Here is a 20,714-nt window from a genome sequence, read left to right on the forward strand (position 1 = left end):
CCGACTCAGCAAAATCAAGCAAAAGGAACCGAGAAAAGGACACCGCCCTCGGTATAAGGCACTAGCAAAGGGTTAACACTAAAACCTGGGAAGTTGCGATCGGTCATCTCCTGATAGTTCCCCACTGCGGAAATCGCATTCAAAGCGAAATTATTCGACAAACCCAGACTTTCACCCACAGTTCCTTCCACTCCCAAAAAGCGGCGGACAACTGGATCGGAACTATTGATTTGCTGGCGCACATTTTCAGAAGTTATACCCAGTTCTAACGCTTCATAAACAGAATAAGTAACGCCTGTTACCACATCCTTCCACTGGGATTGATTCTCGTCCACCACCATTGCTAAAGGCTCTTCTCCCAAAACATCGGGAAATGGCTGATGTTTGTCTCGCTGGTCGGGGGGTAAGGTGAGAAGACTAGAGATAATCAGATTCCCATTGCCGGTGAGCGCATCCAATTCGCCCTTGATATAACGATCGAATAGGGCCTCCAAGCTATTTAAGGCTACGACTTCCGCATTAATGCCCGCAGCTTTCAGCTTTTCTCGCAGGGTTACCTCAGAATTGGTATTTGCACTCACGCCAATTCGGCGACCGGCAAGCTGTTCAAAAGAGGTAATTCCGCTGGCGGTTGGTGTTACCACAAATTGAGCATCGTAACTATTAATGGGGGCAAAATCTACCCCCAGCAAAGCATCCCGCTTGAGGTTGTGGCTGGCATTGCGGCTAGTTACATCAACGATGCCATTGGCGACATCGCTGAAGCGCTGAGGACCAGTTTTCTGAATCACGAATTCCACTGCGTTGGGGTTGCCAAATAGGGAAGCTGCTAGTGCCCGACCAAAATCCACATCAAATCCGCTGAAGTTGCCCTTGGAGTCAGCAAAACCAACTCCTGGCGCGTCATTTCTCACCCCGACACGCACGAAACCCCGGTCTAACACTTCCTGTAAAACGTTGCGGTTGTCGTTATTTACCAAGGGCACGGTTAATTGGTCAGTCCCCGAAAAGGGTAGATAATAAAGCAGTCCCCCAGGCTTGACAAACATTAGCTCATTGAGCCCGCGCGGCAGCACTTTGGGATTGAAATTGCGATTGTAAATTTCTTCGTAATTACCAATTTGTTTGATAACTTTCAACGCAAAATCATTTTTGAGTCCCAGGGATTCTCCTAACTTTCCTTCCACGCCTAAGAAGCTCTTGGTGGCGGAATTTTTATTAAGAAATTCATTCACATTCTGGGAGTTAATACCAAAGAATTCGGCTTGGATGGGAGCGCTGACCACCCAGCGCACCACATCAGCCCATTCAGACTGATTTTCCGGCACGACGAGTGCTAAAGGCTCTTTAGAAATGGCTTCATCCAGGATGACTTGATTTCCCGGATTGGATAAGGTGGGAATGCGATTGCTCAGCACCCCGCGATTAATGGAAACAGCGCCCAATTTCCCCGCATCGTAGGCAGCAAATAAGGTATCTTGAGAAGGAAAAGTTTGGATGTTGAGGGCGATTCCGGCACGTTTGGCGACATCTATTAAATTTTGCTGAGAGCGCGTTCCTGCTAATACGCCGATGGTTGTTCCTGGTAACTGCTTAACAGAACTAATTCCACTATTACCGCGCACCAATACCGCTTGAGTGTCGAAGAAAACCGTAGGCGAAAAATCTACTCCTAAACTGCCATCGCGGAGCATAGATTGAGTGGGCAAAGTGGCGGCAATATCGACTGCGCCACTGGCTACGCTGTTAAAGTCTTTGCCCGCCTCGACGACTACGAATTCTACTGCTTTCGGGTTATCGAACAAAGCGGTGGCTAAGGCGCGACTAAAATCAATGCCAATCCCACTAAATGAACCGTCGGATTCCCGCTTGCTAAATCCGATCGCATCGTCGTTAACTGCAACCCGCACAAACCCGCGCTTTAAGATTTCTTGAAGTTTAGGGCCTGTGGGTGTGGTACTGGCAACTGGTTTTCGACCTTCAGCCGCTCCAAACCGCGCATAATGTTCAAATCCGCTTGATAAACTACCCTTGGCAACTGCTGCTGCTACCTCGGGGTTAGCATCTAGATAAAATTGCTCGTTGAATGAAATTTGTGGCTTTCTTTTTTCAGTAAAACCAAACTTTACCCAATGCTCAAACCCGTTGGGAATAAGGCCAGAAGCTACGGCTTTTGCCACTTCTGGATTTTCTTGCAGATAGGTGGTCTCGTTGTAGTTAGGAATGGTCATAATGCTGGTAATTAGATAATTTGTGTGTTCAATTGGCAGGGTTTTTGATAAAGGCTCATTACTGCTCCAACCGCAGCGGATTCCCGCAGGTTTCTGTTGTTGGATGGTTTTGAATTTTATCAAAGCTGAAAACCCTTATTTTTCCGGCGGGTTGTTCGATCGCGGTAAAAAACCCGGTTATGAAGGTCGGAGTGCGTCCAGGACTAATTTAATTAGGATGTGCTGGGAAATTTTCGTCGTACAGCTAGCAAAGTAATGTCTCTGTTTCAGGTAATAACCCACAGTTTTACTGCTATTTTGAGAGATAGCTAGCTCAACAAGCAGTAGACTTTCCCTAGTTTTAAATTATGTCGGTCGCATCCTCTGGAGATCTTGTCCTAACTGTGACTTGTACGATGGACAGTAAATATATTGCGATTGCGATTTTCTAGCCACTCGTAAGCAAATTCATCTACATTTTGAATAGCTAAATAAACTCCGAGTCCTCCAATCTTTTTTTCGTGCGGGTGTTTGTCTAAGTCATCAGGTAGCGCTCGATCGAGGGGATCGTAGGTGACTGCTGTATCCTCAATCATAATTGTCAAGTTGCGATCGCTAATTTCGGCACGCAACTCCAAATCCCCTTCTCTACCAGATTCTTGATAACCGTGAATGATGATATTTGTGGCAATTTCATCGACTGCAAGGCGCAGCCCGTAAGATGCTTTTTGATCCAGATCTGCCTCTGCTTCTGCTACGAGGACATACTCAGCTATCTGACTTAAAGAATCTAATTTTCCCGGCACTATTAACCGGTGCATAAATGATACAATGCCTCCTGCAAAAGGCGATAAGGGGTATAGCCGGGATACTGGCAAAATAGAACAGTGCGATTTGTTGAATTTTTCGCAGTTCATAGTCGCTATCCAAAGCTCTGATTGCGTATCCATTTCTATACCTTAAGGACGATGACACTAATCAGTTTCTGAATTTTGACTCAAAAGAAACGAAGCCTAATCTTGATTCCTGAGAGACTCTTGACAAGGGAGTGAAAATATGAAATACATTACACAGGAGGAGAGAGGGACGATCGCACAAATTCTCCAGTAATTTGCCCCGCCTGATGCCTCCTAAACAATTCAGCCACGGGGGGAATGCTCCTACTATCTGTTTGCCGATAAAATTAAATTGGTATAATACTAAATCCGGGTTACTCACCCCCTTTTTTAGTTCGCGAGCTAATTTCTCCCCATTCCCCGATCTCGCCCTCTCCCCATCTTCAAAAATCAAGGGGTTTTTAACCCGGATTTGGTATAGCCTCCCGTCAGCAGTCGCTACAACAGAATCCGACTTCGACTGCTGCTGCGATCGCACTACCTCAATTAATTCCTCACTCACCACAGTCTCCACTTTCTGCACTGCAACTGAAACTACCGTCTCACCTGCGATCGCTTCAACTGCTGCATTCCCTTGGGACATTTCCCCAATTGCCGATTCCGTTGCTGTCGGTGGAACAGATTTATCCGTATCCGCCCTCTCCTCTCCGATAAAATATCCCCTCAATACCTCTCGCAAAATCTTCCGCGCCTGGGAAATCCGCTTGCAGACATTCTGGTAGGAAATCTCTTGCTGTTGGGCAATCTCTTGATGAGAAAGTTCCCCATAAAAGTGCAGGATAAACGTCTCGCGCAGCCTAATCGATAAGTTATCAATTGCACGGCGAATCACAATCTTTTGCTCGTGGGCCTCCAATGCCATTTCTGGCGTATGCTCAAAGGAAACCAGTCCTTGTTTCTGTGGAATCGCTTCTATATCCTCAACTCGATTCGCACCCCGACTGCGTTCTCTATAAATATCCATGCAGAGGTTATGAGTCAGTTTTGTCAACCAAGCCTTAAAATTAGCAATTTCGCCCGCTGCATACTTTTGCACCTTTTCCCAAGCTTTCAGCATCGCCCGACTAAGTGCATCTTCAGCATCAATAAAGTTCCCACCCATCCACTTGATACAGCAACGGTAAAGAGAGTTTCGATACTGTTGCCATTGCTGCCAAAAAGTTGTGATTAGATCTAACGAGCAATCGCGCTGCTTTGAAATCGTAAATGATTGAGAACAGGATGTCATTTCTAATACCTAAAGTTAATAAAAGTTTTGCAATAATTCAACTGCCCGACAGTTTTTGCCAAGGACAATCCGAGCCTTTCCACTGAGGAAAGACAGAGCGATGAGTAACGATTGTTCTGGTTGTAAGCTTCAAGTGTTCTTTGAGGATGCGGTTAGTAGTCACCACCGCGATCTTTCCATCAAAGCTGCTTCTTAACACCAGGGTTTAGTAAAGCACCCTAAATATTCGGTAAAACTACACGCTAAATTTTCATAGGCCGGATGTAGAAGCAGTTTTACCTGCTTTACCCGATCGCAGTTTAATTCAGGCTTACCAATAATATTGGCTAGCCAGACAGTATCATTTTGCACTGCCGAGACCGATCGCACCACTCAAATTTAGCTATTTAAGATCGCAACTTAAGATTTGCGATCGGCAATTAACCAAACTCCCCCGGAGCTAGGGTTTGGCGCATTTGTAAGTTTTTCTATCTAACTGCTAAGTTGCTTAACTTGATAAAATTTTTATAATCTTGGGAAATCAATCATCATCACATGATAGTGTTACAAGCTCAACACAAAGAAAAAGATAAGCGCCAACGCGGTGTAATCCTTACCCTACAAGGATTAGAGAAATTAGAGGCAGCCAAAACAAAGGCAGAATTCGAGCAAAATAGCGGGAATCGGTATACTTTGGAACAAATAAGCGATCGCACGCGGTTAGCTGTGAATACTGTGATGAAAATATACACTCGCGAAGCTGGTGTCGATCGCAACACGCTAAAAAGGTGCTTCAGCGCTTTTAGTCTGATTCTGGAGCCCAGTGATTATGCCAGGGTGTTTCCTCAGAGTGACGGGGTTAAAGCATCCCATACCCCGCCCAAACCAGAAAAAGACATAGAGTTGGAATTACCATTAGGCCAAGTTCCCCTGGATTCGTCTTTTTATGTGGAGCGTCAGCCAATTGAATCTCAGTGTTACAAGACAATTTTGCAACCGGGAGCGCTAATCCGCATCCAAGCTCCCAGGCGGATGGGGAAAACCTCCCTCATGGCAAGGATTCTAGAGAAAGCTGCCGAGCAAGGCTATCAAACGATTGCGATAAATTTTCAGTTAGCAGATAGAGAAATCGTCCTAGATTTAGATAAATTCTTGCGGTGGTTTTGTGCCAACGTCGGTTTGGGTTTGCAACTGGAAAATCAGATGGCGGAATATTGGGATGAACTTTTTGGCAGTCAGCTTAGTTGCAAGATGTATTTTGAGGAGTATCTGCTGGCTGCAACAGATAAGCCTATAGTTTTAGCTTTAGACGATATCGATCGCTTGTTTCCCTATTCCCACCTGGCGAGCGACTTTTTCGGGCTTTTGCGAAGTTGGCACGAGGAAGCAAAGAATCGGGAAATTTGGCGAAAACTGCGGTTAGTCGTAGTGCACTCGGCTGAGATATATATTCCGCTGAGTGCGAATAGATCGCCGTTTAATGTCGGGCTACCGATCGGACTGCCACCATTCAATAGCGAGCAAGTACAGAATTTAGCCAAACGGCAAGGACTGGATTTGTCTGCTGAAAATGCTAAACAACTGGTGGCTTTGGTAAACGGAAATCCCTATTTAATACGATTAGCTCTTTATCATATTGGGCTCGGAGATGTGACTCCCGAGCAAGTGCTGCAAACCTCTGGTATTGCAGCGGGAATTTATAGCGATCGCTTACAACGAGAATTGTGGAACCTACAACAGGAGCCTGAATTGCTAGCAGCCTTTGTGCGAGTGGTGAAAAGCAGTATACCTGTAGAGTTGGGTTTAGTGGAGGCCTCTAAGTTGGAAGGTATGGGGTTGGTAAATTTACAAGGCAATCTGGCGGCGGTGAGTTGCCAGTTGTATTGGGAGTATTTTGGCTATCGATTCAGTAGCATTGGAGGAGGTTGCGTTTGAAAACGGGTTCTTTAACTGTTGTTGGTACCGGGATTCAATTGGTTGGTCATCTGACCTTAGCTGCAAAGGCGTCGATCGAGCAAGCCGACAAGGTTTTGTTCGCTGTAGCTGACCCGATTACTGGAAAATGGCTGCATACACTCAACGCCACGGCCCAAGCCCTGCCTTACAATACCGACAATCAGCGGCGCAGAGAGACATATCGGGAGATGGTCGATCGCATTTTGGCTGAAGTTCGTCAGGGATTGAATGTGTGTGCTGTTTTTTACGGTCATCCGGGCGTTTTTGCTGACCCCACCCATGCAGCGATTAAACAGGCGCGTCGTGAAGGTTTTAGGGCGCAAATGTTACCGGGAATTTCAGCGGAAGATTGCTTGTTTGCTGACTTGGGTCTTGACCCAGGGCGCAACGGATGTCAAAGTTTTGAAGCCACTGACTTTCTGATTCGGCAGCGTAAATTTGACCCAACCAGTGCTTTAATTTTGTGGCAGATTGCGACGATCGGCAATCTGGGTTTTTATCGGGAAGAAAGCCAACTGCGCGGCCTAACGGTGTTAGCTGAAGTGTTAGAAACATACTATGGTTCTGAACACGAAATAATTGTTTACGAAGCAGCAGTTTATTATCCGGTTTGCGAGCCAGTTATCCAGCATATTCCTCTGTCTAAACTGGCAGGAATTCGCGTTACTTTAGTTTCGACACTTTACGTTCCGCCTCAAGCGCCAGCACCTGTAAACAGTGAAATGATGGCACGGTTGGGGTTGACAGTTGACAGTTGACAGTTGACATTTGGTAGGGGCGAAGCGAAGCGGAGGGGGGGCCCCCGTGCCTGCCCTGATAGTTGATAGTTCTCAGCTATCAGAAAATATTGCTACAGTTAGTAGATGTGTTTGATCGATGAAGGTTTATTCGATCGCTCATATTTGTAGCAACATTTTATGAAGTTGGTAGTGCTTAATTTGCCAATAAACTAACAATAAACTAACAAAGAATACATTTTTGTGCGCTCTCTCGCTCGGGCAGGAAAAAATTTATTTTTATTAACTGTGCGCGAGAATCAAAAAAATGTGATAAGTTATTTTCATAACTTATTGTTATGAAAATATAGACAAAAAACCATGTCAAAAAACTTATGTAATGGAGAGAAATATGGCTCCCACACGCTCTAACGATCGCGAAACTTTAGATGACATCAACCCATCGCTCGAACAAAACCCTGAGGATGCTAAGGCTTGGGCTCACCGCGGTGAAAATCGCCGACTGGCAGGACATTTTGCAGCAGCGCTAGAGGATTTTAATCGATCGATCGAGTTGCAGGCTGACAGTGCTTGGGCGATCGCGCACCGAGGTGAAACTTATTATCTGATGAAACGCTATGAGGAGGCTCTAGCAGATTTCAACCGCGCCATCGAACTGAACCCAGATTATAATTGGGCGATCGCGCATCGAGGCGTAACTTACCGCTTTCTGGGAGAAGCATACTACACAAAGGCACTGACCGATCTGGATCGGGCGATCGAGCATCAATCGGATTACGTTTGGGCGCTGGCTTATCGCTGCCGCATCTATGAATTGATGAAGTGCTACAAGCAATCGCTGATTGATTTCGATCGAACAGTCGCCTTTGACAAAACCATTTTTGGTGGGAAAAATTGGCTGATTGAGAAAGGATTAATCTTTTGCTATGACGGCCAATATTCTGAGGCGATCGCCTGTTGCGAACAAAGGTTGCTAGAGGTTGCTGACGATACTACAGCTTTGTACTGTATCGCAATATCTAAGGCGCGCTGGCAGGGATTGGAGGCGGCAAAAAGCGAAATCGATCGAACGCGAACGGCTTTGCTTGCTCAATGGGAAACTGGCGATCGGGGAGATATTCTGTACCGACTCTGTGGCTTAGAAATTTTGGAAGGTAACTGCGAACCAGCATGGCAGTATTTGCAGGAAGCTATTCCGATTAATGATGAAGCCATTGAGTTAGTCGGCCACGATCCGGCTTGGTTGGAGTGGCGGGATCACCCGAAAACTCTGGCATTGCTCGCAAGTTAAGTGTTTGCAAAAACCGAAATTTTGCAGCAAAGTCGATAACCTGTAAGGGCTGGTTCGCCAAGGAATTTAAACGTAGCGAACAGGTTAAATAAACCCGCCCTCTCCCACGAATAACCCCTTATTTAGTTCAGTAAGTAACATTTCAGGAGGATTTTATGCAGATGAACGAACGAGCTCGGGCGAATGCTCAAAGAGGAGAAACTTTTCGGTTGTCAGGGGCTTATGACGAGGCGATCGAGATTTTTAAACAACTCCTAGAAAAAGCTCCAAACGATGCTTGGGTTAATGCTCATCTAGGAGCAACTTACTGCCAGTTGATGGATTATGGGAAAGCAGAAGAGTGCTTAAAGAAGGCGATCGGCAAGAGCAAGAATTATTTCTGGGCTCACGCACAGCTAGGTGAAACCTATCGTCTCTGGGCACTTGCAGAGAACAGGCGAAAGAAATACATTGACTCGGCGATCGAACATTTTCAAAAAGCGCTTGATGGTAAAGAACCAGCAGATAGCACCTACGAGTGGGCATTAGCTCACTTGGGAGCAACTTATCGGCTGAATATAACGAGCGGTATCATTCAATTACTTAATGAGTTGGTAACTCCGGCATTAAGTCAAGGAAAATTGTCAGGACTGGATGTCATACAACAAAACAAAGACACGGCCCTACAATACCTTAACAGAGCGCTCGAACTTATGCCTACATATGCTTGGGCGTGGGGGATGCGATCGACCGTTTACAGGTTGGCTCAAGAATACAAAGATTCATTCTGCGATTTGGAAGTTGAGACTGTAGTAGCTCCGAATTTTGAGATTCTGCAAAACTCTTCTTTTCCCGTTCCCTTCTTAGAAAGCAGCAGGGTAAATCTTTACGAACACGCATTTCTGTTTTTTTATTTGACCAAGCAAACAGAAGACCCACATGAGAAACAAAAATGTTACCTGAGGGCGATTGCTTTTCTCCAACAAGCTTTGATTCTGCGTCCTGGTGATTTAATAGCTAAGCTAATTCTCACCATAGTTGACACAAAACAAAAGCAGGAAAAACAGGATGGGCAGGCATTAACACCAGATGAGATTGAAAAACTTCAAAGAAAATTGGATCGATTTTTTGAAGATCTAGAGGAGGATTTTTGGCAAATCTGTAAAAAGGTGTTGCGGAATCAAATGAACGTTCCGGAACCGTCAGTTACAATCGAGAAGTTGCAATCGATATATAACCAAGCCGAGGAGGGACATAAATTAAAAAAGCTGATTTTGGAAGATGTGATAAACAACCAGAAATCAGGTGTGAGAGAAAATTCGCAATTATGGCTGTGGAAAAACGTTGCACAGATCCAGATGTGTACCTACGTTCTGTTCTTACTTAGTGAATTAAGCCACATTCTCGGAAAAGACAGTAATATCGGTACGGCAAGGCCTTATCGAGAGCTGGCATTGACTATCGCTCCTTACGTCTTTATAGAAAGGCTTTACCAAACTCCAGTGTTCTCAGATGCAGACAGAAAAAGCATAGTTAAAGAGTTGAACGATGGCATAGGATTCAACCTTAAGGAAACCGCCCTGCCCAAATGGGGGGACTAGAAGTAACTCAAAGTCCCCCAACAATCAGGGGGATTTAGGGGGATCTAGTTTGTATGTTGGGTTAAGCGTAGCAAAACCAACAAATTCACGAAAAATGTTGGGTTTCGTTCCTCAACCCAACCTACAATTTAAGTTTCGTTTTTCACTATCTAAGATTAGGAGAACATCCCATGAGTAACCTATTGGATTTATTAACTGATTTAGCGCTTGACACCAAGAAACAAAGTGCTTTCATGGATAACCCCAGTTCCTTCACGGACGGGGTGGGTTTACCTGAAGCAGAAAAAACCGCAATAATGAGCGGTGAAAACGCTAAAATCACCGCACTCTTTGCAGGGGAACGAGTTCCGCTTGCCATTACTGCTTTCGATCCCGGACCAGATCCCTTGCCAGATCCAGATCCCTTTCCTCCTTCTCCATCGCAAGACCCCGAACCCGACTCTAACTCGGACTTGAACTAAAATGCGATCTTGAGGTCAAATCGCTCATACAGCAGATTGCAGGTTGATGATGTAGGCCCGTCTATCGAACAATCCTCGCAAGGACACGGCAGTGCCGTGTCCCTACCTGCGTTCTCTGCGTGCATCACTTACATGAAAAGTGCTGTAATTTTCTACAATTGGAAAAGTGGATTGATATTTCACAAACTCAAACCGCACTTGTTGCGGTTTTTTTATCATAAAAACATACAAACACCTAACTTATGCAGAATGTTTACCAAATTACTGAAAAACTGCACGAGAGCAGTAACTCGCTAGTCTATCGGGGATACCGGCAAGCAGACAATCGGCCTGTTATCCTCAAAATGCTCAAACAAGCCTATCCTTCACCGGAACAAATTGCCGGGTTCAAGCGAGAGTATGAAGTAACCCAAAACATTAACTTACCGGGAGTAATCGATGTTTACAGCTTGCAACACCTAGACAATCAGTGGGTAATTGCGTTAGAAGATTTCGGCGGCGAATCCCTGAATAGGACGATAGCTAAGCAGCAATTTACAATTGCTGAATTTCTCCACCTGGCAATTGAGATTGTTGGCATTCTCGGTCAGGTTCACCAGCAGCATATCGTTCACAAGGATATTAACCCTTCAAATATTATTTTCGAGCGGGAAACAGGCAAGCTGAAGCTAATTGATTTTGGAATTTCAACAACCCTGTCGCGAGAAAATCCAACCTTTCGCAACCCGAACGTGTTAGAAGGAACGCTGGCTTATATCTCGCCAGAACAAACAGGTCGCATGAATCGATCGATCGATTACCGCACTGATTTTTACTCGCTGGGGATAACCTTTTATGAATTACTAACGGGACAGTTACCCTTCCCTACAAATGATGTTTTGGAATTAGTGCACTGTCATATTGCCAAACAACCTCTCCCACCACACGAACTCCAACCAGAAGTTCCACCAATTATTTCGACCATCGTGTTGAAATTAATGGCAAAAAATGCTGAGGAACGCTACTTGTCAGCATATAATATCGAGGCAGATTTACAAGAATGTCTCAGGCAGTGGCAGACTAAAGAGCAAATCGACCCTTTCCCGATCGAGCGGCACAATATTTCGGATCGATTTCAAATTTCGCAAAAACTGTACGGGCGAGAGCGGGAAATTTCTGCCCTATTAGCCGCCTTCGATCGAGTCAGCGAAGGAGCCAGGGAAATGATGCTGGTTTCGGGATATTCCGGGATTGGAAAAACAGTATTAATCCAGGAAATCTATAAGCCGCTGACTCGCCAACACGGCTATTTTATTGCTGGTAAGTTTGACCAGTTTCAACGAGATACTCCCTACGCATCCTTAATTCAAGCATTTCGTTCATTAGTACGGCAGTTACTCACAGAAAGTGACGCGCAAATTAGCCAGTGGCGGGAGAAGTTACAAGGGTCATTAGGGGAAATTGGCGGGGCAATCGTGGAAGTTATTCCTGAAGTAGAACTCATTATTGGTTCGCAACCACCCCTACCAGAATTGCCACCAGCAGAACAGAGGAAGCGCTTTAATCTGGTTTTTCAAAAATTTATTAATATATTCACTCAGCCCGAACATCCGCTAGTAATTTTCTTAGATGACTTGCAGTGGGCAGATCTAGCATCGCTGGAATTAATTCAACTGCTGATGACACTAGCAGAAAATAAATATCTATTTCTCATGGGCGCATATCGCGATAATGAAGTAACTGAGGCGCATCCACTCACTCAAATTTTGGAAAAAATTGCCAAAGCCAAAGTAACAACAGTTAATAAAATATTGCTGGCACCTTTATCCTTGACCGATATTACGCAACTTTTAATCGATACGCTGTTTGCAGACTCAAAAAATGCTAAACCGCTTGCCAAATTGCTCCTGCAAAAAACTGGTGGCAATCCGTTTTTTATCAATGAATTCTTAAAATTCCTGCATTCTGAAGCATGGTTGCATTTTAACTACCAAGCTCAGAAATGGCAGTGGGACTTAAAACAAATCAAAGCGCAATCCCTGACAGATAACGTTTTAGATCTGACTGTAAAAAATGTCCAAAAACTCCCGACAGCCACTCAAGCAGTATTAAAATTAGCAGCTTGCGTGGGGAATCAGTTTGATTTGCAAACGCTGGCAATTATCTATGAAAAATCTCTCCAAGCAACAGCAACAGATTTACGATCGGCACTGCAATCAGACCTCATCCTGCCCCTCAGCCGTGCCTATCAGTTGGCGGAATTTGAGGTAGCAGGTTTGTCCGAGGGGTTAGTTGCAGAATACAAATTTGCCCACGATCGCATTCAACAAGCAGTTTACTCTCTCATTTCCGAAGCAGACAGACAGTCAGTACACCTGCGTGCGGGCAGGTTGTTACTCCAAAATTCACCATCTGAAGCATTGGCACAGAAGCTATTTGAGATTGTCAATCAGTTGAACAAAGGCCGCGCCCTAATAGCTCGACAAACAGAGCGATACCAGTTAGCTAGATTTAATTTACAGGCAGGTAAAAAAGCCAAATCTTCAACGGCCAGCCAAGCAGCTTTCAATTACCTTCAGACAGGCTTAATTTTGTTAAATAAAAAGAGTTGGTCGCAGCAGTACAACCTTACCTTAGATTTGTATTTGGAAACAGCAGAAGTAGCTTATACAATTGCCAACTACGATGAAATGGAGCGCTTAGCTGAGGTAGTTTTGCAAAAAGCCAAAACCCTGTTAGACAAAGTAAAAGTCTATGAAGTCAAGATGCAAGCTTATTGCGCCCAAATTAAATTTTTAGAGGCGATCGACATTGGGCTAGAGGTTCTGAAATTACTTGGAGTAGAATTACCGAAACAACCGAACCAATCCGATCTGACACGAGAGATGGAGCAGATAAAATCTGACTTAGCAGGCAGGCAAATCCAGGAACTAATCGACTTACCGCAAATGACCGCTCCGTATAAAGTAGCAGCTATGCGGATTATGAACTATTTATTTGGTCCTGCGTTCATAGCAATCAATCAACTGAGCTTGCTAAATTGGTGTCGGCAGGTGAATTTATCGATTCAGCACGGTAATTCTGCTGGCTCTGCTTTTCCATATGTAGGTTACGGAATGCTCCTCTGCTGCTCGGGAGAGTTTGACGCTGGCTATCAGTTCGGTCAACTTGCTTTGCAGTTACTAGAACGATTCAAAGATAGAATATTTAAAGCAAGAATTTCTGTGGTGTATCAGGGCTATATCAGGCATTGGCGTGAACCTCTCAGAGATACATCTTCTTTTTGCATGGAAGCTTATCACAGTGGGATAGAAACTGGAGATCTTGAATATGCTGCTAGTGCTAGAAGTCTCTATGCCTATTCTTTGTACCTCAGCGGTGCAGAGTTGAGCGATGCCAAGAAAGAGATGGCGAAAGTTCTTGAAGTTACTTATCAAACTCAGCAGGAAGCGTACCTTCATTGGACTCAAATCTATATGCAGGCAATCCTGAACTTGATGGGACAAGCAGACAATCCGTGCCGTTTGATTGGTGAAGTATACGATGAAGAAAAGATGATACCATTTCATCTATCAGGTGGCGATCGAACTGCACTCATGCACGCTTATTCACATAAAGTTATCCTCTGTTATATTTTCGAGGAATTTCAGCAAGCTGTTGAGAATGCAGACAGCTTTGAAGAATACTCAGCTAATGCAGGTTCCTCGTTTATTCTCCCTGCTGTCTGTTTGTATGATATGTTAGCGCGACTGGCGCTTTATCCTAATTCCTCAGAGACGGAAAGAGAAGAAATCCTGACAAAGGTTGCTGCCAAACAAGAAAAAATGGACACATGGGCAAAGCAGGCCCCCATGAATTACCTGCACAAATTTTATCTAGTCGAAGCGGAACTCGCGCGCGTATTAGGCAACGATAAAGATGCCAGAGAATATTACGACAAAGCCATCATCCTAGCCCGCGAAAACGAATATCTCAACGAAGAAGCCCTCGCCTACGAATTGGCTGGCAGGTTTTATTTAGCCAGAAATCAAAATCATATTGCCCGTCACTACTTGCAAGATGCCCACTACGCCTATCAGCGCTGGGGGGCTATGGCTAAGGTAAAAGATTTGGAAGCGCGATACCCGCAGTTTTTAGCACTCCAGTCGATCGATTCAACTCGAACAGATGCCCGAGACAATCAGCAAGATCGGGTTACAACAGGTAACAAATCGGGCGAAGTGCTGGATTTTGCCGCCATATTGAAAGCATCCCAAGCTATCTCCGGCGAAATCGTCCTCAAACAATTGTTAAACCAGGTGATGCAAACTGCGATCGCAAATGCAGGTGCCCAAACAGGTTTTCTCATCCTGGATCGAGGCGGGAATTGGGTTATAGAAGCAGCAGCAGCAGTAGAGGGCGATCGCACAATTCTGCAATCCATTCCGGTAGATGCCGTCGAACCCGCAACCGGAATTCCCCTGCTATCAACCGCCATAGTTAACTACGTCGCTCGCAGCCGCGAAAATGTAGTATTAAATAATGCTGCCGCCGAAGGACAATTTACCCGCGATACTTACATAACCGCCACTAAACCCAAATCAATCCTCTGCATTCCCCTGCTCGATCGAGGCAAACTAACTGCCATTTTATACTTAGAAAATAATCTGGCGATCGGCGCATTTACCCCCCAACGAGTCGAAACTTTAAAAATCATTGCTTCTCAAGCCGCCATCTCCATTGAAAATGCAAATCTTTACGAACAATTAGAAGATTACAACCAAACTTTGGAGAAAAAAGTAGAAGAACGCACCCAAGAATTGTCGCACACCCTAGAAATTCTCAAAGCAACTCAAGCCGAATTAGTAATAGAAAATGCGCTGCTGAGGAGTGCGGAAGAACCGCCTAATTTCGATTACCAAGTTGGCGGCAGTTTGCCAATGGATGCACCTACATATGTAGTGCGATCGGCCGACAGACACCTATACAAAGCTTTAAAGTTGGGCCAGCTTTGTTACATCCTGAATGTCCGACAAATGGGCAAATCCAGCTTGCGAGTACAAATTATGAAAAAGCTGCAAGCAGAAGGCTTTGCTTGTACCGCGATCGATATTTCTGTAATTAGCAGTCCTCAGAGCACTTTAGATCAGTGGTACGCAGGCTTTGCCTACCTTTTAGTTAGTGGTTTGCATCTGTTAAATAAAGTCAATATCCGTACTTGGTGGCGCGAACGCGAATTATTATCGCCCGTCCAACGTTTGTCAGAATTTATCAATGAAGTATTGTTAGCCAATATTTCTGAAAGAATTATTATTTTCATAGATGAGATAGATAGCGTCCTCGATCTTCAGTTTGACAACAGTGTATTTTTTAGCCTCATCCGAACTTTCTATAACAAACGTGCTGATAGTTCTGACTATCAGCGTCTGAATTTTGTCTTGTTAGGCGTGGCTACTCCTTCTCAATTAATTCAAGATAGAAAATCTACTCCCTTTAATGTGGGTCAAGCAATTCAACTCAAAGGTTTTCAAGCGCATGAAGCTCAACCCTTACTGCAAGGATTAACGAAACGAGTGACAAATCCGCAAACGCTACTTACAGAAGTAATCGCCTGGACAGCCGGACAGCCTTTTCTCACCCAAAAAGTCTGCAAACTGATTTGCACTTCTGACTCTCCTATTCCCACTAACAATGAAGCAACTTATGTGGAGGAGTTGGTGCGATCGCACATCATAGAAAATTGGGAATCGCAAGATCAACCAGAGCATTTGAAGACAATTCGCGATCGTCTATTGCAAGATAAACAGCGTGCTGTTGAACTGCTAAAACTTTACCGAAAAATTTTACATCAAAGACAGGTTGTGGCTGTTGATAGTCCAGTAGAAACGGAATTGCTGATGTCGGGTTTAGTAGTCAAGCGAGAGGGTTATCTCCAAGTGAATAACCGTATTTATGAATTGGTATTTGACGAACGTTGGGTAGAAGGGATAGATCGGGTGCATCTGGTTTTTGAAGAGGGCGAAGCATGACCGCATATAAGTTATTAGTTATAATCCCATATTTTCTGCGGTCATGCTTCGCCCCTACACACGTATTTGCCTTGCACAGGTCGCTGCACCCGGTAGATCTAGGGCAGAAAATTCAGGAGAATTAAGCAAAAAATCTCAAATCTACCTGCAATCTCTGTTTGAACAATTATAAAATATCAGCAGACAATCCTCACTGCGAAGATAATACTTTTTTATATAATGTTAAGAATAATCTGCCCTCGATCGTGCTATAATCTGACATCAATATGACTTACGCACGGCCGCTCGGAAACCTGTTTTTTCACCCGAAGAGGCGTTACAGCCGGCAACAACGGCAAAAACCCGGTTTATGAAGGTTTTGATGCGTAAGTCCCGATCCATTCACTTTTCTTCCCAATCGAGTGCGTGCAGTTATGCGAATAGGTAAAAATTTACAAAAGTTTCTGCTTTTGACAATAGCGTTATTTTTTGCAGCATCGCTACTGATTAACGTTACTAAATTCCACAATTATTTTGGCATCAACCGCGCCGATACTCAAGAGAAAGTGGTGGCGCTTACCTACGACGACGGCCCCTATCCTCCCTATACAAATCAACTTTTAGATATCTTAGACCGCTATCGAGTTAAAGCAACTTTTTATGAAATCGGCCGCAATATAGAGAAACATCCCGAAATCGTCAAAATGATTGTGGCGAGGGGCGATGAGTTGGCAAACCATTCCTACTCTCATAAGGATATGATGTTTAAACCCCGGGAATATTTGCTGTCTGAGATTGAAAAAACGGACAAACTTTTGCAGGAATTGGGCGTTAAGCAAAATAGTATTAGTTTTCGGCCACCTTGGGGACGGAGATTTGTAGTTTTATCTTATTTACTTGCCCAAATGCACAAAAAACTGATTATGTGGGATGTGGATTCTCAAGATTATGAGAAAACTCACACGGTAGAGGATATCGCAAATCAGGTGATTAACAATGTGCGATCGGGTTCGATTGTGGTGATGCACGACGGCGGAGGCGATCGCTCGAAAACCGTATTAGCAACTGAGATAATTGTCAAGTCTTTGCAATCAAAAGGTTATCAATTTAAAACTGTTTCTGAGTTGTTGAAATAATTAGACCTCTTGCAAAATAATTTTATGCTATAATGAAGGGTTTGGCTTAAGTGGAGCAGATTGCAGGTTAGATCAGCACTTTACAATTATGAGTTAGCTCTCAGGTCTAAAACTCAAAACCTTTAATTGTAACTCCGTGATTTTTTTTGCAAGAGGTCTATTATCAACATTTCGGATCAATCAGGGAGACAAACATCCGGCGCACACAAACTGTGAAAATCCAAAGTTGTGACCTCCAAAGTATCCAACTCAATTCGCCGAATCACGTGATTGTTCGTATCAGCAACAAACAAATGAGACCCGATAGCGCTCAAGCCTGAAGGTTCAAAAAATCGAGCTTTGAGACCTTTAGCATCTACCAAACCAGCTTTACCATCTCCAATCATCGTCATGCAAGTACCGCCCCGGTGGTCGATTCGCTTAATTTTGTGATTGTAAGTATCAGCAACCCAGAGGTAATTTTGAGCGTATTCAACACCCAAACAGTGCTGCAACCTCACCTCCTCACCGCGACCATCTTTATCCCCAAAACCAAACAATTCACCGCTACCGCAGACAGTGCGTACCTTCGGGTCTTCATCGATACCGACGGCGCGGATCGAACTAATTTCGCTGTCAGCGACAAACAACTCCGATCGATCCGTAGACAGGCCGCTGGGCTGAGAAAAAGCAGATTCCGCCAGACTACCGTCAACACAGGATTCTCGACCAATACCTGCGTAAGTGGCGATCGTACCAGTATCTAACTGCATCTCCCAAATTTGGTGCGAACCCGCCATGGCGATAAAAAGTCGATCGCCAACTCTTTCTAAATCCCAAGGCGAATTCAATGGCGTCTCTAAAGCCTTGCCGCTGCGGGGAGCAATTTCGTGACTTTGTTCGCCAGTACCAGCAACAGTTTGCACCCTTTGAGTCGTAAAGTCGATCGTTCTGATAGCGTGATTTTCCGTGTCAGCAACATAGAGAATTTGAGTTTCTGCATCAAAAGCCATACCTTGAGGTGCAAAAAACTCAGCTTCTTCAAAGTTGCCATCAGTCAAACCCGGTTTCCCAGTACCAATGACGTGCAGTATCTCACCCTCGGTACTGCTGACAACAATTCGATTGTGTCCCGAATCGGCAATAAACAAGCAAGAACCGACCAAGTTTTGGATAACTGAATTAGCAGGCCCGGGCAGTACAGTTTCATCTACAGATTGACTGTCCTCAGTCATTTCGCCCAACAGCGCCTCATGTTGGTGAAGCTGTTTTGCCTCCGTTGGCGCGATCGCAAATCCCAGCACTTTACCAGGAAAAGCCAGGGGAGTTGATACAGGTTTGCGCTGTTTTTCTAAACTGAAGCGAAGTTCTTGAAAGGCGATCGCATTTTTATCTTTGTATTCAGCAATTAACTTGCCAACTAACTGATCTAGTGCTTCTCTATTGCCTTCGCCCGAAACAAAGCCGACGACATAACTTTCTGGATCGATCACCATTAAAGTCGGCCAAGCGCGAACCGCGTAGCTTTGCCAAACTTTCATACCGCTGTCTACGATTACGGGATGTTCGATATCGTAGCGGAGGATAGCTTGGCGGATGTTTTCTACATCTTTTTCGTTTTCAAATTTAGCCGAGTGAACCCCGATTATCGTCAGGGAATCCTTATATTTTTGTTCCAGGTATTTTAAGTCTGGGAGGACGTGCAAGCAGTTGATGCAGCAGTAAGTCCAGAAGTCGAGGATGACGACGCGCCCTTTTAAGGATGCAATGGATAAAGGTTTTTCGGTGTTCAACCAGGGGTACTTTACGGGGAATTCTGGTGCTCTGACGCGAGGCATGGATATCTCCTTGGTGCGGGCTGAGTAAGTTTTACACTTCTTTAATTTAGCGAGAAGTTTGGGAGGATGGGGAAAAGCTGGTTAAATCTGGGCTTTTCGGCACAGGCTAGATGGCTGTCGCACAAGATGGGGAGAGAGATTCAGTGTTTATTTTGTCGCATAGAATACTTTTCCAGCATCACCAATACTCCGTTAATTTTATGCTGATCGATCGCACTTACGATCGCATTAACCCACAGATTGACATTCTGCGGTTCCCCGTGTAATGGCAATAATACGCGATCGCAGTAATATTGTTATCTATATAAATACTCAAAAAATCCCTCTTTACCTAAAATATAAAAATTTAATCAAAAATCCTTGACTCTGCCCCTAGAGGAGAGTGTTTACTAGAAAAGTCAGAGGTTTAGAGCACCCAAAATGCTAAAAATAGGCGACTTTTCCAAGTTGAGTCAAGTGTCAATCAAAGCACTGCGACTCTACGATCGCATGGGACTGCTCAAGCCAACTGTAGTAGACTATGATACCGCATACCGCTACTACTCAGCCAGCCAGTTGCCAAGACTAAATCGCATTTTAGCGTTTAAGGATTTGGGATTTTCTCTAGAACAAATTCTGCCATTGCTAGACGACAAAATTTCGCCTGTGCAAATTCGCGGAATGTTGCGCCTGAAACAAGCTGAACTCCAGCAACACATTCAGGGAGAAACCGCACGATTGGCAAGAGTAGAAGCTCGTTTAAGACAAATTGAACAGGAGGACGATATGCCAGATTACGAAGTAATTTTGAAAACCATTCAACCCATAACCGTTGCTTCGATTCGGGAAACTTTACCCAAGTATGCAGCAGTTGGATCGCTGTTTAACGAATTGTACGATTATCTGCACCGAAACGAAGTCAAACTGGGAGACTATTGTCTTGCTATTTGGCACGATGCTGGATACAAAGAAAGCGATGTAGATGCGGAAGCGATTGTATCTGTTGACAAGTTGCTGCCAGAAGGCGATCGCATTAAAGTGTACGAATTACCAGGTTGCGATCGGGCTGCCTGCGCTATTCATCACGGGAGTTACAATACAATTACCCAATCTTACAACTATTTGCTCACTTGGATAGAGAACAACGGTTATCGGATTGTTGGGGCAAATCGAGAGGTTTACATCCAAGGAGGGCAGGAACAGGATAATGAATCTTATGTAACTGAAATTCAGTTTCCTGTTGAAAAAGTCTGATCGTCAAATATAGCGCAATACGGTTTACTTAAGATTGTCATTGCGAGGAACGAAGCAATCTCCGTATCTATTTTTCATAGGATTTTACCCCAGGGCGCTCTTAAGTAAACGGTATTGAAATATAGCGAAGCTAAATTCTGACCCAACACTCTTGTTTGTAACAAGACCTTTTTAAATTGGCACGATTTAGTCCGCTGCGAGTGGACTTTGTTGGTGAAAACTGC

The 20,714-nt window shown here is 44.4% G+C and carries 13 protein-coding genes; 9 read left to right on the forward strand and 4 right to left on the reverse strand.

The features are described from left to right. Window positions 1-14 precede the first annotated feature (14 nt). The 3 genes from JGK22_RS08060 to JGK22_RS08070 form a co-directional block, all read right to left on the reverse strand. Window positions 15-2,231, reverse strand: coding sequence for an amino acid ABC transporter substrate-binding protein (locus JGK22_RS08060; protein WP_293218862.1), 2,217 nt, complete (start codon window positions 2,229-2,231; stop codon window positions 15-17). 377 nt (window positions 2,232-2,608) lie between these two features. Then, a complete protein-coding gene (locus JGK22_RS08065) occupies window positions 2,609-3,031 on the reverse strand; it encodes an ATP-binding protein (RefSeq protein ID WP_293190064.1) in 423 nt (140 codons plus the stop codon). 157 nt (window positions 3,032-3,188) lie between these two features. After that, complete coding sequence (locus tag JGK22_RS08070; protein ID WP_293190066.1) at window positions 3,189-4,334, reverse strand: sigma-70 family RNA polymerase sigma factor; 1,146 nt, start codon at window positions 4,332-4,334, stop codon at window positions 3,189-3,191. A gap of 534 nt (window positions 4,335-4,868) precedes the next feature. Between JGK22_RS08070 and JGK22_RS08075 the strand changes: the two genes are divergently transcribed. The 7 genes from JGK22_RS08075 to JGK22_RS08105 all read left to right on the forward strand — a co-directional run bounded on the left by JGK22_RS08075 (window position 4,869) and on the right by JGK22_RS08105 (window position 17,440). After that, entirely contained in the window at window positions 4,869-6,248 is a 1,380-nt protein-coding gene (locus JGK22_RS08075) for an AAA-like domain-containing protein (protein WP_293190068.1), read from the forward strand. Continuing rightward, complete coding sequence (locus tag JGK22_RS08080; RefSeq protein WP_293176817.1) at window positions 6,245-7,027, forward strand: SAM-dependent methyltransferase; 783 nt, start codon at window positions 6,245-6,247, stop codon at window positions 7,025-7,027. The genes JGK22_RS08075 and JGK22_RS08080 overlap by 4 nt, the downstream gene beginning before the upstream one ends. A gap of 370 nt (window positions 7,028-7,397) precedes the next feature. After that, window positions 7,398-8,297 (forward strand): tetratricopeptide repeat protein, encoded by a 900-nt coding sequence (locus JGK22_RS08085; protein ID WP_293176815.1) that lies wholly within the window; start codon window positions 7,398-7,400, stop codon window positions 8,295-8,297. A gap of 161 nt (window positions 8,298-8,458) precedes the next feature. Beyond that, window positions 8,459-9,877, forward strand: coding sequence for a tetratricopeptide repeat protein (locus JGK22_RS08090; protein ID WP_293176813.1), 1,419 nt, complete (start codon window positions 8,459-8,461; stop codon window positions 9,875-9,877). Window positions 9,878-10,047: 170 nt separating this feature from the next. Continuing rightward, window positions 10,048-10,338 carry a hypothetical protein gene (locus tag JGK22_RS08095; protein WP_293176811.1) on the forward strand — a complete coding sequence of 97 codons (291 nt, stop codon included), beginning with the start codon at window positions 10,048-10,050 and terminating at the stop codon, window positions 10,336-10,338. 242 nt (window positions 10,339-10,580) lie between these two features. Next, window positions 10,581-16,325, forward strand: coding sequence for an AAA family ATPase (locus JGK22_RS08100; protein ID WP_293190070.1), 5,745 nt, complete (start codon window positions 10,581-10,583; stop codon window positions 16,323-16,325). A gap of 449 nt (window positions 16,326-16,774) precedes the next feature. Further along, on the forward strand, window positions 16,775-17,440 hold the full coding sequence (locus JGK22_RS08105; protein WP_293176807.1) for a polysaccharide deacetylase family protein: 666 nt from the start codon (window positions 16,775-16,777) through the stop codon (window positions 17,438-17,440). 176 nt (window positions 17,441-17,616) lie between these two features. Here JGK22_RS08105 and JGK22_RS08110 read toward each other — a convergent pair whose 3' ends face one another. Further along, window positions 17,617-19,257 (reverse strand): thioredoxin-like domain-containing protein, encoded by a 1,641-nt coding sequence (locus JGK22_RS08110; protein ID WP_293224570.1) that lies wholly within the window; start codon window positions 19,255-19,257, stop codon window positions 17,617-17,619. Between the two features lie 110 nt (window positions 19,258-19,367). Here JGK22_RS08110 and JGK22_RS08115 point away from each other — a divergent pair, with 110 nt between their 5' ends. Together JGK22_RS08115 and JGK22_RS08120 are read left to right on the forward strand one after the other, a co-directional pair. After that, window positions 19,368-19,523 carry a hypothetical protein gene (locus tag JGK22_RS08115; protein WP_293205726.1) on the forward strand — a complete coding sequence of 52 codons (156 nt, stop codon included), beginning with the start codon at window positions 19,368-19,370 and terminating at the stop codon, window positions 19,521-19,523. Window positions 19,524-19,677: 154 nt separating this feature from the next. Further along, entirely contained in the window at window positions 19,678-20,490 is an 813-nt protein-coding gene (locus JGK22_RS08120) for a MerR family transcriptional regulator (protein WP_293205728.1), read from the forward strand. Window positions 20,491-20,714: the final 224 nt, after the last annotated feature.

It is taken from the genome of Microcoleus sp. PH2017_08_TRC_O_A (assembly GCF_020738665.1).
Classification (GTDB): domain Bacteria; phylum Cyanobacteriota; class Cyanobacteriia; order Cyanobacteriales; family Microcoleaceae; genus Microcoleus.

What these genes read in the sequence shown, in the direction of transcription:
- JGK22_RS08110 (WP_293224570.1), bottom strand. Translation starts at nt 19,257, where the DNA reads ATGCCTCGCGTCAGAGCACCAGAATTCCCCGTAAAGTACCCCTGGTTG.
- JGK22_RS08120 (WP_293205728.1), top strand. Translation starts at nt 19,678, where the DNA reads ATGCTAAAAATAGGCGACTTTTCCAAGTTGAGTCAAGTGTCAATCAAA.
- JGK22_RS08070 (WP_293190066.1), bottom strand. Translation starts at nt 4,334, where the DNA reads ATGACATCCTGTTCTCAATCATTTACGATTTCAAAGCAGCGCGATTGC.
- JGK22_RS08085 (WP_293176815.1), top strand. Translation starts at nt 7,398, where the DNA reads ATGGCTCCCACACGCTCTAACGATCGCGAAACTTTAGATGACATCAAC.
- JGK22_RS08065 (WP_293190064.1), bottom strand. Translation starts at nt 3,031, where the DNA reads ATGCACCGGTTAATAGTGCCGGGAAAATTAGATTCTTTAAGTCAGATA.
- JGK22_RS08115 (WP_293205726.1), top strand. Translation starts at nt 19,368, where the DNA reads ATGGCTGTCGCACAAGATGGGGAGAGAGATTCAGTGTTTATTTTGTCG.
- JGK22_RS08075 (WP_293190068.1), top strand. Translation starts at nt 4,869, where the DNA reads ATGATAGTGTTACAAGCTCAACACAAAGAAAAAGATAAGCGCCAACGC.
- JGK22_RS08060 (WP_293218862.1), bottom strand. Translation starts at nt 2,231, where the DNA reads ATGACCATTCCTAACTACAACGAGACCACCTATCTGCAAGAAAATCCA.
- JGK22_RS08095 (WP_293176811.1), top strand. Translation starts at nt 10,048, where the DNA reads ATGAGTAACCTATTGGATTTATTAACTGATTTAGCGCTTGACACCAAG.
- JGK22_RS08090 (WP_293176813.1), top strand. Translation starts at nt 8,459, where the DNA reads ATGAACGAACGAGCTCGGGCGAATGCTCAAAGAGGAGAAACTTTTCGG.
- JGK22_RS08100 (WP_293190070.1), top strand. Translation starts at nt 10,581, where the DNA reads ATGCAGAATGTTTACCAAATTACTGAAAAACTGCACGAGAGCAGTAAC.